This is a genomic window from Paraconexibacter sp. (assembly GCF_041602235.1).
Lineage (GTDB): Bacteria > Actinomycetota > Thermoleophilia > Solirubrobacterales > Solirubrobacteraceae > Paraconexibacter.
Genome location: NZ_JBFIGP010000089.1, coordinates 1 through 12,767, shown reverse-complemented (window position 1 = coordinate 12,767; position 12,767 = coordinate 1). Strand labels below are relative to the sequence as shown.

Genomic DNA, 12,767 nt, shown 5'->3' with positions numbered 1-12,767 from the left:
CGGCCCGGTGGCTCGGACAACGGCTTCGTCAGCACCTGGACCTACGTGCGCAGCGGCGGGTCCGACGCGGCGTTCCGCTTCGTCGAGCCCGACCCGGGGACGCCGACCGCGCCGTTCGTGGTCCCCGACGCGTCCTACCGGTCCCCCGCCCGAGGGTCCGCGCACGGTCGCCTGCCGCTGTTCACCTGGGCGCCCGTTCCCGGTGCGCGTGGCTACTACGTGGTGGTCTCCAACGACCCCGACTTCACCACGGTGACCGACTACGCGTACGTGCGGATCAACGCCTACGCCCCCGGCTCGGACAAGCTGACCGCGATCACCTACCCGGACGAGACGACGAGCTATTACTGGACGGTGCTGCCCGCCGCCAACGCGAACGGCACGGGGAGCACGGCACAGGTCGGCGACGGCCACACGACGACCGTCGCGTTCGAGAAGGAGTCCCGGCCCCCAGAGCTGCTGACCCCCGCCCCGGGGAGCTTGGTGGACCTCGTCCCGACGTTCCGCTGGACGCCCGCCGAGGGCGCGCGGCGCTACCGGCTGCAGGTCGCGCAGGACCCGACGTTCGCCACGCTGCTGGACGACGTGGCCACCGCGTCGACGGCCTACACCAGCTCCACCGCCTACCCGGCCGACACCGCGCTCCACTGGCGGGTGCAGATGCTCGACGAGAACGACGTGGGGATGTCCTGGTCGGCGACCGGCACCTTCCGGCGCCGGCTCCCGGTGCCTGCCGTCCTGGGGCAGGTGACTCCCGCAGGGTCCGGCATCCCGATCCTGTCGTTCACGCCGCTCATCGGGGCCGTCTCCTACGACGTCCACGTGGAGCAGTCCGACGGTCGCCCGAAGGACTTCACGATCAGCTCGCCGGTCTTCACCCCGACCGCGTTCTTCGGCAGCGGCGTGTTCACCTGGCGGGCCCGCGCGACGTTCGCCACCGCGGGCCGCCGCAAGGTGTCCGGGGGCTACTTCGTCCCGCAGAGCTTCGTCCGCACCATTCCCGCGCCGACCCGCGTCGTGGGGACGCGCACCAGCAAGCGCATGGAGGTGGCGTGGAGTCCGGTCCCCGCCGCGAAGCAGTACCTGGTCGAGCTCGCGGCGACCAACGACTTCAGCGGGGCGATCACGAAGCGCACCGCGACGACCGCGGTCGTCTTCGACACCGCCTCGGCGGTCGCGCGCACCGGCGGGAAGCTGTACTGGCGGGTGCAGGCCCTCGACGAAGGGAACGCGGCGGGCACCGCGGCGACCGGCACGTTCTCCCTGCCGAAGGGCATCAAGGTCAGCGTCACCGCTCGCCTGCGGCGCGGCGTGACGAGCAAGGTGTCGGTGCGGCTCACCGATACGCGGGGCGGCAAGGTCTCCAAGGCCACGGTCCGCGTGAAGGGGGCCGGCCTGCGGTCACTGAAGCGCACGTCCAGCACGCGCGGCCGACTCACGCTGCGGCTGCGACCGCGCCGTCGCGGCACGGTCACGTTGTCGGTCTCGAAGCTCGGCTACCGCGGCGCGACCGTGAAGATCCGGGTCGGCTGACCCCCGAGGGGCACCGCGCTCAGGCCTTCGCGCCGGGCGTCTTCAGCTTCAGGGCCGGTCCGGCGGGCGTCGCGCGCTTGAGCGCCGCGGTGATGATGATCCGCTTCTCGGCGCTGTAGAGCGGGTGGCAGGCGGTCAGCACGAGCCTGTCCCGCTTGACGTTCCGCAGCACCGAGGTGTCGGACGGCTTGACGATGCGCTTGCCCTCCACGACGTACACGAACTTCCCGTACGGCATGGTCATCGAGATGGTGTCGCCGTCGCGCAGCTCGTTCACGCGGCGGAACGGCGCGCCGTAGGTGGTGCGGTGGCCGGCGATCCCCACCGTGCCGCGCTCTCCCGGCAACGGGCTGGTGGAGTAGTGCCCGGGGCCCTTGCGCAGGTCGTCGGCGCCGGTGCCGTGCACCACCACGATGTTGGTGCCGATGCGAGGGATCTTGAGGCGGCCGAGAGCGTTGCCGCCGCGCAGCTGGCGATCCAGGCGTCGCGCGTAGACCTCCATGCGCTCACGCGGCGACGGGATGTCCGGCAGTTCGACGGACACCTCGAGGAGCTTCGCGTCGAGCTCCTCCAGATCGTCGTCGAGCGCCGACTGCTGCCGGGCGGCGTAGAAGGAGGAGATCGGCTCCTTCCAGGTGATCGTCAGCAACCCGTCGGTGAAGATCAGCGCGCCGACCATGAACATCACGCCGGGCAGCGTCGGGCGGAAGCGGCGCCGGCGCGCGGCCTCCTGCGGCTCCTCCCCGTCGACGGGGACCGTGACCGCGGGTTCCTGCGCGGTCGGCGCTGCGGCCCGGTCCGCACGCTCCTCGGTCGGCTGCCCGGCGGCGCGCTGCGCGACCTCCAGGTCGTCCGAGAGACGGTCGAGCGCCGCCTCGGCGGCGGCCAATCGCGCGGCGAGGCCGTCGCCGCGGGCGGTCTGGGCCTCGAGGGCACGTTCGGCGGCCCGAGCTCGCTCCTCCAGTTCATCCCGGAGGGCGGTCGCACGGTCGTCCTCCACCGCGTCGGAGGCGGGTGCGCGCGCGGCGTCGAGCTGGGCGGCGAGCCGCTGCAGGTCGGCTTCGGCGGCCGAGAGCCGGGCGGTCAGCTCGTCGCCGCGAGCCCGTTCCTGCGCGACCAGCTCGAGGCTCTGCTCGCGCTCGCGCTCGGCGGAGAGGGCTCGCTGCTCCAGCTCGCGACGAGCGGCGGTCTCCGCAGCGTGGTCGTGCTCGCTGGCCGACCGCGCGTCCGCCAGCGCGGCCATCTCGGCGGAGAGGCTGTCCCGCTCGGACTCGGTTGCGGCGAGGCGCTGCGAGAGCTCCTCGGCCCGCGCCTGCTCAGCGGTGTGTCGGGCCGCCTCCTCCTGCCGGGCGCGCTCGGCGGCCTGCAGGCGCTGATCCAGCTCCTCGCGGGCGGCCGCGAGCCCGGCGCGGGCGGTCTGGGCGTCGGCTGCGGCAGTCGTCGCGGCATGACGCTCCTGCGCGGCGCGGTCGCGTTCGGCCTCCGCGAAGGCCAGCCGGGCCTCGAGCTCCTCGACCCGCGACCGAGCGGTGAGGAGCCGCTCGGCGTCCTGCGCCCGCGAGGCCTCGGCACGCCGCGTACGGAGCTCGAGCTCCTGGTGCGCCGAGGTTGCGCGTTCGAGCAGGGCCCGGAGCCGGTCGGGGTCGCGTTCCGGCGGTGGCGGACGGTCGAGCGCCTGCTCCACGCTGGAGACCCGGTGCTCGATCTCGGGCAGCCGCGTGGAGACCGTCGACAGGTCGTCGATCGCCTGCGACAGCGAGGCGAGCACGCCCTCGAGGTCCGCGGTGGCGGTCCGTCCCGGTCGCGCCGGCTCCGTCGGGGCCGGGCGGGCTGCTCGGGTCGGGCGGGCTGCGGGGCGCGGCTCCCGGGGGGGACGGCCGGGGCGCGGGGGCTCTTCGGCGCCGCTGGGCGCGGTCGGCGCCCTTCGGGTCGCGGGGGTGGCGGCGGTCGCCTCGAGCGTGAAGGAGGGGGCTGCGTTGGCCAGGTCGCGCGAGATCGTGTACGCGAGCGAGAACGGCAGCCACTCCGGACGCAGGTCCAGATCGCGCGTGCCGGGCAGCGCCCGGATCCGCGTGGCGTTCATCGCGGTGCGGGCGATCAGGAGCGGCGGACCGACGGTGATCGACGCGTCCGCTCGCGCCCGTCCCCGGAGGCGGAGCTCGAGACCGGCGGCCCCCGCATCGGCGTACTCGGAGTGTTGAACCTCGAAGTCCATAGGCGCATATCGGCGCGAGGGCCGATCCAGCGAGTGTACGCACGGCGTCCGCGCTGCCGTCAGGGTACGTCGCCGCGGCCGCTCGGACCGCCCGTCCCGCGCCGGGGTTCCGCGGCCCGCTAGGATCAAGGCACGCGCGGGTGTAGCTCAGTTGGTAGAGCGTCAGCCTTCCAAGCTGAATGTCGCCGGTTCGATCCCGGTCGCCCGCTCTGAGGATGCTTCGCCATGCGGTGGGGCGTTCCCGTGGGTCTGAGACACCCCCCGAACGGCGGTGGCAGACGTAACGTCGGGCGGTGCGCAGAGATACGTGGCCCATGTCGCTCGTCAACCTCGCGGGCCGTCGAGCGCCCGTACCGCTCAAGGTCGGACTCGTTCTCGGCGCCGGTGGCATCACAGGCGTCGCATGGCTGGCAGGCGCGCTGAAAGCCCTGCAGCAGAAGACGGGATGGGACCCGTCCACGGCCGACGTGATTGCCGGAACGTCTGCCGGGGCGATCGTGGCGGCCGTCCTGGGTGCACGCCGCGACCCGGTGGATCTGCTGCCCTACGCGGAGGACCCCGCGCTGCTGCGTGCCGCGATCGACCGCGCCATCACTGACCGGCCGGGCGAGAGGTTCGCCTTCCCGCTGCCGGGATCGCTGCGGCTCGGGGTCGCCGGGCTGGCAACCACAAACTGGCGCGAGAGGGTGTCGTCGCTCAGCGGCTTCCTACCGCGAGGCATGCGTCCGACCGACGAGATCCGCGGGCTCACGCATGAGGCCGTCGCCGCGGGTTGGCCGACGCACACGGACCTCTGGCTGCACAGCTGGGACGTCCGAGAGGGTCGGCTCGTCACGTTCGGCGCCTTGGGGGCGCCGGAGGCCGACCTAGCCGACGCCGTCGCCGCTTCCTGCGCGGTCCCGAGCTACTACCGGCCGGTGCGCATCGACGGTCGCGTGTACGTCGACGGCGGGCTGCGCTCGTTCACCAACGCCGACCGCCTGACAACCGAGAAGTGCGACACGGTCGTTTGCCTCACCCCGTTCTCGACGCGCGACCGCGGTCCCTGGCTCGACACCGCCGTGTTCGGGGCAGTCCGGACCGCCACGGCGGCGCGGACCGAGCGCGAGTTGCGACGATTGCGCGACGCAGGGACCCAGGTCGTGCACCTGCAGCCGACCGGTGCAGACATCCGCGCCATGGGCCTCAATCCGATGGATCGAGGGCGCAGTCGGCGCGTGCTCGAGACGGCCCGTGCCTCGGTTGCGGAGGGACTCGACGAGCAACTGCGCGGCGTGAACCTGCCGACCGGCACGTCAGGGACCAGGTCGCGACCGAAGCTGCGCGTCGTCGCCTGACAGCGGAGGCCTCCGGCGCGGGCGGCTCGTCAGCCCGCGTCGAGCCCCGGCACGACCACCGCCGCGCCTGTCAACCGGCCCGCGCGCAGGTCCTCGAGGGCCTCGGCGGCGCGGGACAGGGGGTACTCGGTGACCTTGGTGCGCACGGGAACGCCCGCCGCCAGCGGCAGGAACTCCTGGACGTCGACCCGGGTGAGGTTCGCCACCGACCGCAGGGTGCGTTCGCCCCACAGATCGCGGTAGGGGAAGGACGGGATGTCGCTCATGTGGATGCCGCCGCAGACGACCGTGCCGCCCGGGACCACGGCGCGCAACGCGAGCGGGACGAGCTCACCGGCGGGTGCGTAGATGATCGCCGCGTCGAGAGGCTCGGGGCTGTCGGCGCTGGAGGGCCCGGACCAGATCGCGCCGAGCTCCCGCGCGAACGCCTGGGCCGCCTCGTCGCCCTCGCGCGTGAAGGCCAGCACGTCCCACCCGCGCGCCCGCGCGACCTGGATCTGGATGTGGGCCGCGGCGCCGAAGCCGTAGATCCCCAGCCGCCGGCCCGCACCGGCCATCCGCAGCGCACGGTGCCCGATGACACCCGCGCACAGCAGCGGCGCCGCCTGGGCGGGCGGGTACCCGTCGGGTACCGGGGTGCAGAAGCGCTCGTCGGCGACGACGTGGTCGGCGAGGCCCCCGTCGATGTCGCAGCCGGTGAAGCGAGCCCGGGGGCAGAGGTTCTCCTGGTCCGAGCGGCAGGACGAGCACTCGCCGCAGGTCCAGCCGATCCACGGGACGCCGACGATCCGCCCGCCCTCGCCGACGACCTCGCCGATGATCTGATGGCCGAGGACGCGCGGCGGCCGGCGCACCTGCACCTCCCCGTCGAGCAGGTGCAGGTCGGTGCGGCACAGTCCGCACGCGAGCACGCGCAGCAGGACCTGACCGGGGCCGGGGGAGGGGATCGGGCGCTCCTCCAGCCGCAGGGGGAGTCCGACGCCGTCGAAGACGACGGCCCGGCTCGTGGCCTGCGGGGCTCCGCTCATGCACCCATCATCGCGCGCTCGTCATCGGCTGCAGGGAGGCCCCGGGGGCGGCGAGCAGCAGGCGGCGCTGCACGTCGGTCATCGACACGAGGCCGGCGACGGTGCGGTCGTCCTCCACGACGACGGCACGGCCGATCTCCGCGAACTGGGTGTCCATGACGAGGTCACCGAGGGCGGTGTCGCGTCCGACGACGACGCCTGGGCCGCTGACGACGAGATCGCCCACCGTCACGCGCTCCCGCTGGATGCGGGGCATCTGCCGCAGGCTCGTGAGGGTCAGCAGGCCGAGCGCCAGCCCGTCGCCGTCCACGACCGGGAAGGCGGCGTGGGGGTGGGGGCGCACGATCCGCTCGACGGCCAGCTCCGCGCTCATCTCCGCGGGGACCGTGATCGGCGCGCGCTCCATGACGTCGACGACGGTGAGGTCTCCGACCGCGTGGTGCAGCGAGGCCCTCGCCCGCTCGCCGCGGGCCGCGACGATGATGAAGGCGCCGACGAGCGCCAGCATGATGCCGTTGGCGCCCTCGAGCGTGATCATGACGCCGAGGAAGACGAACCCCCAGCCGAAGCCGGCGCCGATCGTGCCCGCGCTGATCGTCGCCGTGTCCCGGTCGCCCGATCGCATCCACAGCAGCGAGCGCAGCACCCGACCGCCGTCCAGGGGGAACGCGGGCAGCATGTTGAAGAAGAGGATCGCTGCGTTGACGTACAGCTGGTAGTCGACGAACGCGCGCACCCAGTCCGACATCTCGGCTCCCAGCCCGAGACGCAGCGCCCCGAAGGCGCCCAGCAGCATGGCGGTCACGGCAGGACCCGCCAGCGCGAACCGGAACTCGGCCTTCGGGTAGGTCGGCTCGTTGGCCATGCGGGCCACGCCACCCAGCAGCCACAGGTCGATCTCCTCGATCTCGACGCCGTGGCGGCGGGCCACCACCGCGTGGCCGAGCTCGTGGGCGACGATCCCGGCGAACAGCGCCAGGGTGCTGGCGAGGCCCAGGGCGTACGCGGCACCGTCGGACAGGTCCGGGACCGCGTCCGGGTAGTAGGCGCCGCCGAGGCTCGTCGTGAGCAGCACGACGATGACCAGCCACAGGGGGTGGACCCCGAAGGGGATGCCGGCCAGGCGTCCGAGCCGGATCACGTTCCCGCCCATCGTCAGCGCCCCGCCAGGATCGGGGCCGGTCGCAGCCGGGCGATGCGCCAGGCCGGGTACAGGCCGCTGACGACGCCGATCAGGCCGCCGACCAGCAGGCCGCTGACCACGGCCCCGGCGGTCACGTCGGTCCGGACGATCGCGCCGACCCCGAGCGCGTCGACGAGCAGGGGGCTGCCCAGAACCCCGGCGCCGATCCCGAGGATCGCTCCGATCAGCCCGATCAGCAGGCTCTCGAGGACCACGACGCTCGCGACCTGCGGCCCGCTCCAGCCGACCGCCGACATGAGCGCGAACTCGCCGCGACGTTCGAGCGTCGCGAGCAGCATGGTGTTCATCCCGGCGATGCCACCGATGATCAGCGCCATCACGACGATCACCGTGCCGGCGTCCTGGATGAGCTGGGTGCTGGCCCCGGCCCGGACCGCCTCCTCCGGGTACTCGATGGCGATGACCCCGGGCAGGGCGGCGCCGAGGTCAGCCTTGGCGTCCGACGCGCGGCGGGTCGGGTCGAGCTCCACGGCGATGGTGGTGACGTCGCGCGGGCGGCCCGTGAGCTCCTGGGCCGCCGCCAGCGTGATGACGGCCCCGGTGTCCTCGAAGAAGATGCCGCTGTGGTGCACGCCGACCACGGTGAACACCCCGCCCTGCACGCTGAGGCTGTCGCCCACCGCGATGTTCTGCGACGCGGCGAGGCGGTCCCCGACGGACACCTCGCGGTCGCCCGTGACCTGGCGGCCGCTGGTCATCACCAGGCGCTTGGCCAGGAAGCTCTCGGGCTCGGCGCCGAACACCAGGGCGCTGGAGTCCTGGGGGACCGCCTCGACCAGCAGCTGCACGGGAGCGACGCGCTGGATCCCGGGACGCGCCTCGATACGGGCGCGCAGCTCGAGCGGCAGCGTCGAGGCGGTGAGGTCCGACGTGCCTTCCTGGAACAGGCCCAGGTCCGCGCGGCCCAGGCGCACGAGCTCGCCGGCGGTCGACTTGATCCCGTCGGTGACCGCGAGCAGCGCGACGATCGTCGCGACGCCGACGGCGGTGCCCAAGGCGGTCAGCAGGGTGCGACCGGGGCGGTACCGCAGGTTGCCCAGGAGCAGCGCGATCATGCCGTGACCGCCGGGGAGGCCGGTCGCAGGGTTCCGCCCTCGACCACGAGATGCCGGTCGCAGACCCGGGCGAACGTCTCGTCGTGCGAGACGACGAGGATGGTCGTGCCGGCGTCCCGCAACGCCGCCAGCAGCGCGATGACGAGGTCGGCGGACACGCGGTCCAGGGCGCCGGTCGGTTCGTCGGCGAGCAGCAGCCGGGGCCGGTGCACGATCGCGCGGGCGAGCGCGACCCGCTGACGTTCGCCGCCCGACAGGGTCGCGGGGAGGCGGTCGGCGTTGCCGGCGAGCCCGACGAGCTCCAGGGCGGCGCCGGCCCGGTCCCTGCGCTCGTGGCCGGGGACGCGGGCGGCGAGCAGGGGCAGCTCGACGTTGCGCTGGGCGGTGAGCGACGGCAGCAGGTGATGGAGCTGGAAGACGAACCCGACGTCGTGGCGTCGCAGGTCGACGGCGCTGTCGAGGTCCGAGACGAGGACGTCGCCCACCCACACCTCGCCGGCGTCCGGCCGGTCGAGGCCGGCTGCGAGCTGCAGCAGCGTGGTCTTGCCGGAGCCCGAAGGGCCGGTGAGCAGGATCATCTCGCCGGGCGCGACCTCGAGATCGAGCCGGTCCAGGACGGGAGCGTGCCCGGGGAACACGCGGGTGACCCCGGCCAGGCGCACGGCGACGCCGGCGACGCTGGGCACGGCCGCGTGCGTGGGCGGTTGGGGCACCCTTCGACCGTACGCTGCACCGGTATCCGCGTCGACGGGGTGGGCGTGCACAGACACTGCGAAGAACTACGTGGTGTCGTAGGTGCTTGGCGCGGATGCGGGGCCCGGGGAGGGCCTCGACGGCCGCCTTCTTGCGCCCGGACCGCAAGTTTCGTGCCGGAGGCCCGTTCTCCACTTCCGGCAGGACGCCCACGTCCGCCGCCGATCAGAACGATCAGGAGATCTCAGACACCGATGTCCGTACGCCTCTGGGCCCCGGCCCTCACCACCGTCGCGCTGCTCACGGGCGCGACCGCAGCACACGCAGCCACGCCCACGTTGCTTCCGCCACGGTCGACCGCCGTCACGTCGGCGGCGACGACCTCAGCCGGCTGCGCCGTCCCGGGGAAGGGCTCCCGCGGCACCGCCACAGCGACCTATCGCGCCCCGATGTCCGGGTACCTCACCACGGCGCTCCGGGGACGCGGGGACTGGGATCTCGCTCTCCTCGACGGCGCCGGGCGGCCGCTGGGCTCCTCCCAGGGCTTCCGCGCCGAGGAGGTCGTGCAGGCCTGGGTGACCGCCGGTGAGCGGATCAGCGCGATCGCGTGCCGCCGTCGCGGCGCCGCCCGCACCGCCCGCATCGCCTTCCGCCTGGCCGATGTCGAGCGGCCGCAGGCGCCCGCCGGCAAGCTCCTGCGGGTCCGCGGGACCCGCGAGCAGATCGTCGCGCTCGAGCGCACCGGTCTCGACGTCACCGAGTCGCGCGGGCCGGGCTGGGTCGACGTCATCGTCTCCGGCGCCGAGGACCAGGCGAAGCTCGCGGCCAGCGGCCTGAGCTCGACGGTCCGTCACGCCGACCTCGGCAAGCTCAACGCGCGCAACCGCGCGGCCGATGCGCGGTTCACCGCGCGTGTCGGGCAGCGCGGGTCGGCCCTGCCGAGCGGCCGCACGAGCTACCGGGTCCTCTCCGACTACCAGACGGAGCTCAAGGCGCTGGCCGAGGACCACCCGACGCTCGTCAAGCCGCTGGTGATCGGCACGACCTACCAGGGCCGTGAGATCGCCGGGGTCGAGATCGCCAAGGACGTGAAGGGCGACGACGGCCGCCCGGTGTACTTCCTGATGGGCATGCATCACGCCCGCGAGTGGCCGTCCGCGGAGTCCGCGATGGAGTTCGCCACGATGATGGCCACGCAGGCCCAGGATCCGCGGATCGCGAAGATCCTGGAGACCTCGCGCGTGGTGGTCGTGCCGATCGTCAACGTCGACGGGTTCGTCGCCTCGCGCGGCGCGGTGGACCCGGTCGACACGCTCTTCGGCGGCGACAGCGGCCCGAACGTCGACGGCATCGGCCTCACGCTCGTCGAGGCGGTCGCGCCTCCCGGAGGCGTCTTCGCCTACCGCCGCAAGAACTGCAACGGCGAGCTGTCGCCCTCCCTGCCGTGCGAGCTCGCGTGGGGCGTGGACAACAACCGCAACTACGGCAAGGCCTGGGGTGGCCCCGGTGCTTCGGCCGACGTGACCTCGCAGTCCTACCACGGCCCGGGCCCGCGCTCGGAGCCCGAGACGCAGGCCGTCTGGAACTACGCGCGCACGCATCACGCGACCACGCTCATCACGCTCCACACGGTCGCGGCGCTCGTCCTGCGCCCGCCGGGTGTCCACGACGGCGGGCAGGCCCCCGACGAGGAGCGCATGAAGCTCCTGGGCGACGCGATGGGCGCCGCCGCGGGCTACGAGTCCCAGTACGGGTTCCAGCTCTACGACACTGCGGGCACGACGGAGGACGACACCTACGCGGCCACGGGTGGCTACGGCTACACGATCGAGATCGGTCCTCCGGGCGGCGAGTTCCACATGCCGTACGAGACCGGTGTCGTGAACGAGTGGACCGGTCAGAACGCCCACGCGAACGGCAAGGGCGGGCTGCGCGAGCTGCTGCTGCTCGGTGCCGAGGCGGCCGGCAGCACGCCGGACCATGCGGTGCTCACCGGCCACGCACCGGCGGGGCAGGTCCTGCGCGTGAAGCGTGCCTTCACCACCACGACGAGCGCCTTCTGCGGCAAGGGCATCGAGCCGCTGGTGACGCTGGGGCCGGAGACGGTCTGCCCCGACGGTGGGTCCGACCCGATCGAGCTCAGCGACGAGATCGACGCCACGACCACCGTGCCCGCCAAGGGCAAGTACGAGTGGCACGTCAACCCCTCGACGCGACCGTTCGTGCTCAAGGGCGAGCAGTCGGCCGAATCCACGCCGGTCGCGACGTTGAAGGGCAGCGGCCCGCAGGCGCCGACGAGCGTCGAGGACCTGCCCTTCGCGGTGACGCCGGAGCAGGCCGGCGACACGCTCACGGTGGCGATGTCCTCGCCCGGTGACCTCGAGGACTACGACCTCGAGGTGCTCAAGGTGGAGGGCGACGGCTCGCAGACCCCGGTCGGGAGCAGCGGCGTGTTCGGCGCCGGGGAGACCGTGATGGTGAAGTCGCCCCAGCCCGGGAACTACATCGCTCGTGTGACGTACTACGCGGCGTTCACCGGTGAGTACCAGATCGACGTCACCTCGCAGCGGACGACGACGGGACCGGGCGGCACCGAGGCCTACACCCTGACCTGCGAGGACCCGGACGGCACGGTGCGCGAGTCGCACTCCGTCGTCATCAGCCGCGGGCAGACCGTGCGGTTCAACCTCGGGTGCGGCAAGCGCACGACGGAGTCGCCCACGACCGACCCCGGGCCCTGGACCACTCCCGGCGCCGGCGGCTCCGGCACCGTGCCGCCGCCGTCGGTGAACGGAAAGCCCGTCCCGGTGGCCGCGCCTCCGACCGGTGCCGCCACGGGGCAGGGCACACCGTTCCCGGGGACGTCGCCGGCCTCGCCGGCCCGCCCGACGGCCCCGCGCACCGCGCGGGTCGCGATCACCGTGGGGCGCACGCCGCGGGTCTCCCGCAAGACGGGCCGCCTGGGCGTGAAGGTCCGCTGCCCGAAGCTGAAGGTCCGCTGCCGCGGGAAGGTGCTGCTGCGCGGTCGCGTCTCCGGCAAGAAGGTCACGACGCTCGGACGCCGCTCGTTCGTGATCAGTTCCGGACGCTCGCGCACGGTCAGCGTGTACGTCACGCGGTCGGCGCGTCGCGCCCTGACGCGCGGTCGCAAGCTGCGCGTCCGGGTGTCGGTGTCGGGCACGGCGGGCGCCACGCGGTTGAGCGCCAGCCGTCTGGTGACGGTCAGGTAGGTCCCCGCGGGCCGGCCGGTGCATCCGGCCGGCCCCCGGGAAGGATCGTCGGGTCCCGGGCGTCATGCCCGGTATGACCCTCCAGCGCCGACGGCTCCTGACCCTCCTCGGACCCGCGATCCTCGGGCTCGCGGCCCCGGTCACGGCAGGCGCCGCCGACCGGTTCGCGGCCCCGGACGGCACGGGCAACTCCTGCACGCAGGGCGCCCCCTGCTCGCTGCCCACGGCGCTGTTCGGGGCGACCGACGGGGACGTCGTGACCGCGGCCCCCGGCGCCTACGCCCCGGGGGCGTTCGTGCTGAGCGGGGTGACGCTGCGCGGGACACCCGGACAGCCGCGGCCGCGGATCGTCGGTGACGACATCACGCACGGCTCGCAGGCCGAGGCGGCGGTGCGCGTGTTCGATCGTGGCATCGTGCGCGGCATCGACATCGACGTGACGCAGGCGTTCCAGTCCTCGGTCGCAAGCGTG

At 73.5% G+C, this 12,767-nt stretch carries 8 protein-coding genes, 1 tRNA gene and 1 pseudogene; 5 read left to right on the top strand and 5 right to left on the bottom strand.

The features are described from left to right. Nucleotides 1-1,533, top strand: a 1,533-nt coding sequence (locus ABYE80_RS09330) for a hypothetical protein (RefSeq protein ID WP_372790004.1), incomplete at its 5' end; no start/stop codon positions are given. A gap of 19 nt (nucleotides 1,534-1,552) precedes the next feature. Here ABYE80_RS09330 and ABYE80_RS09325 read toward each other — a convergent pair. Further along, entirely contained in the window at nucleotides 1,553-3,748 is a 2,196-nt protein-coding gene (locus ABYE80_RS09325; RefSeq protein ID WP_372790003.1) for a sortase, read from the bottom strand. A gap of 136 nt (nucleotides 3,749-3,884) precedes the next feature. Here ABYE80_RS09325 and ABYE80_RS09320 point away from each other — a divergent pair. Both ABYE80_RS09320 and ABYE80_RS09315 read left to right on the top strand, forming a co-directional pair. After that, nucleotides 3,885-3,957: transfer RNA gene (locus ABYE80_RS09320), tRNA-Gly, on the top strand. Nucleotides 3,958-4,062: 105 nt separating this feature from the next. Beyond that, nucleotides 4,063-5,085 carry a patatin-like phospholipase family protein gene (locus ABYE80_RS09315; protein ID WP_372790002.1) on the top strand — a complete coding sequence of 341 codons (1,023 nt, stop codon included), beginning with the start codon at nucleotides 4,063-4,065 and terminating at the stop codon, nucleotides 5,083-5,085. A gap of 29 nt (nucleotides 5,086-5,114) precedes the next feature. Here the strand turns inward: ABYE80_RS09315 and ABYE80_RS09310 are convergent, their stop codons facing one another. Genes ABYE80_RS09310 through ABYE80_RS09295 form a run of 4 tightly spaced genes read right to left on the bottom strand, consistent with a single transcriptional unit; the run spans nucleotide 5,115 to nucleotide 9,085 of the window. Then, a complete protein-coding gene (locus ABYE80_RS09310; protein ID WP_372790001.1) occupies nucleotides 5,115-6,113 on the bottom strand; it encodes a zinc-dependent alcohol dehydrogenase family protein in 999 nt (332 codons plus the stop codon). A gap of 7 nt (nucleotides 6,114-6,120) precedes the next feature. After that, nucleotides 6,121-7,266, bottom strand: coding sequence for a site-2 protease family protein (locus tag ABYE80_RS09305; protein WP_372790000.1), 1,146 nt, complete (start codon nucleotides 7,264-7,266; stop codon nucleotides 6,121-6,123). 2 nt (nucleotides 7,267-7,268) lie between these two features. Then, complete coding sequence (locus ABYE80_RS09300; protein WP_372789999.1) at nucleotides 7,269-8,372, bottom strand: ABC transporter permease; 1,104 nt, start codon at nucleotides 8,370-8,372, stop codon at nucleotides 7,269-7,271. Further along, nucleotides 8,369-9,085: an ABC transporter ATP-binding protein gene (locus tag ABYE80_RS09295; protein ID WP_372789998.1), complete on the bottom strand. Its 717-nt coding sequence runs from the start codon at nucleotides 9,083-9,085 to the stop codon at nucleotides 8,369-8,371. Before ABYE80_RS09295 ends, ABYE80_RS09300 begins: the two co-directional genes overlap by 4 nt. A gap of 234 nt (nucleotides 9,086-9,319) precedes the next feature. Here ABYE80_RS09295 and ABYE80_RS09290 point away from each other — a divergent pair, with 234 nt between their 5' ends. Both ABYE80_RS09290 and ABYE80_RS09285 read left to right on the top strand, forming a co-directional pair. Continuing rightward, nucleotides 9,320-12,295, top strand: coding sequence for a M14 family zinc carboxypeptidase (locus ABYE80_RS09290; RefSeq protein ID WP_372789997.1), 2,976 nt, complete (start codon nucleotides 9,320-9,322; stop codon nucleotides 12,293-12,295). Between the two features lie 73 nt (nucleotides 12,296-12,368). Next, nucleotides 12,369-12,767: pseudogene (locus tag ABYE80_RS09285) on the top strand (hypothetical protein); the annotation flags it as partial.

Excerpts from the sequence above, each read along its gene's own strand:
- ABYE80_RS09300 (WP_372789999.1), bottom strand. The coding sequence starts at position 8,372 with ATGATCGCGCTGCTCCTGGGCAACCTGCGGTACCGCCCCGGTCGCACC.
- ABYE80_RS09290 (WP_372789997.1), top strand. The coding sequence starts at position 9,320 with ATGTCCGTACGCCTCTGGGCCCCGGCCCTCACCACCGTCGCGCTGCTC.
- ABYE80_RS09315 (WP_372790002.1), top strand. The coding sequence starts at position 4,063 with ATGTCGCTCGTCAACCTCGCGGGCCGTCGAGCGCCCGTACCGCTCAAG.
- ABYE80_RS09305 (WP_372790000.1), bottom strand. The coding sequence starts at position 7,266 with ATGGGCGGGAACGTGATCCGGCTCGGACGCCTGGCCGGCATCCCCTTC.
- ABYE80_RS09310 (WP_372790001.1), bottom strand. The coding sequence starts at position 6,113 with ATGAGCGGAGCCCCGCAGGCCACGAGCCGGGCCGTCGTCTTCGACGGC.
- ABYE80_RS09325 (WP_372790003.1), bottom strand. The coding sequence starts at position 3,748 with ATGGACTTCGAGGTTCAACACTCCGAGTACGCCGATGCGGGGGCCGCC.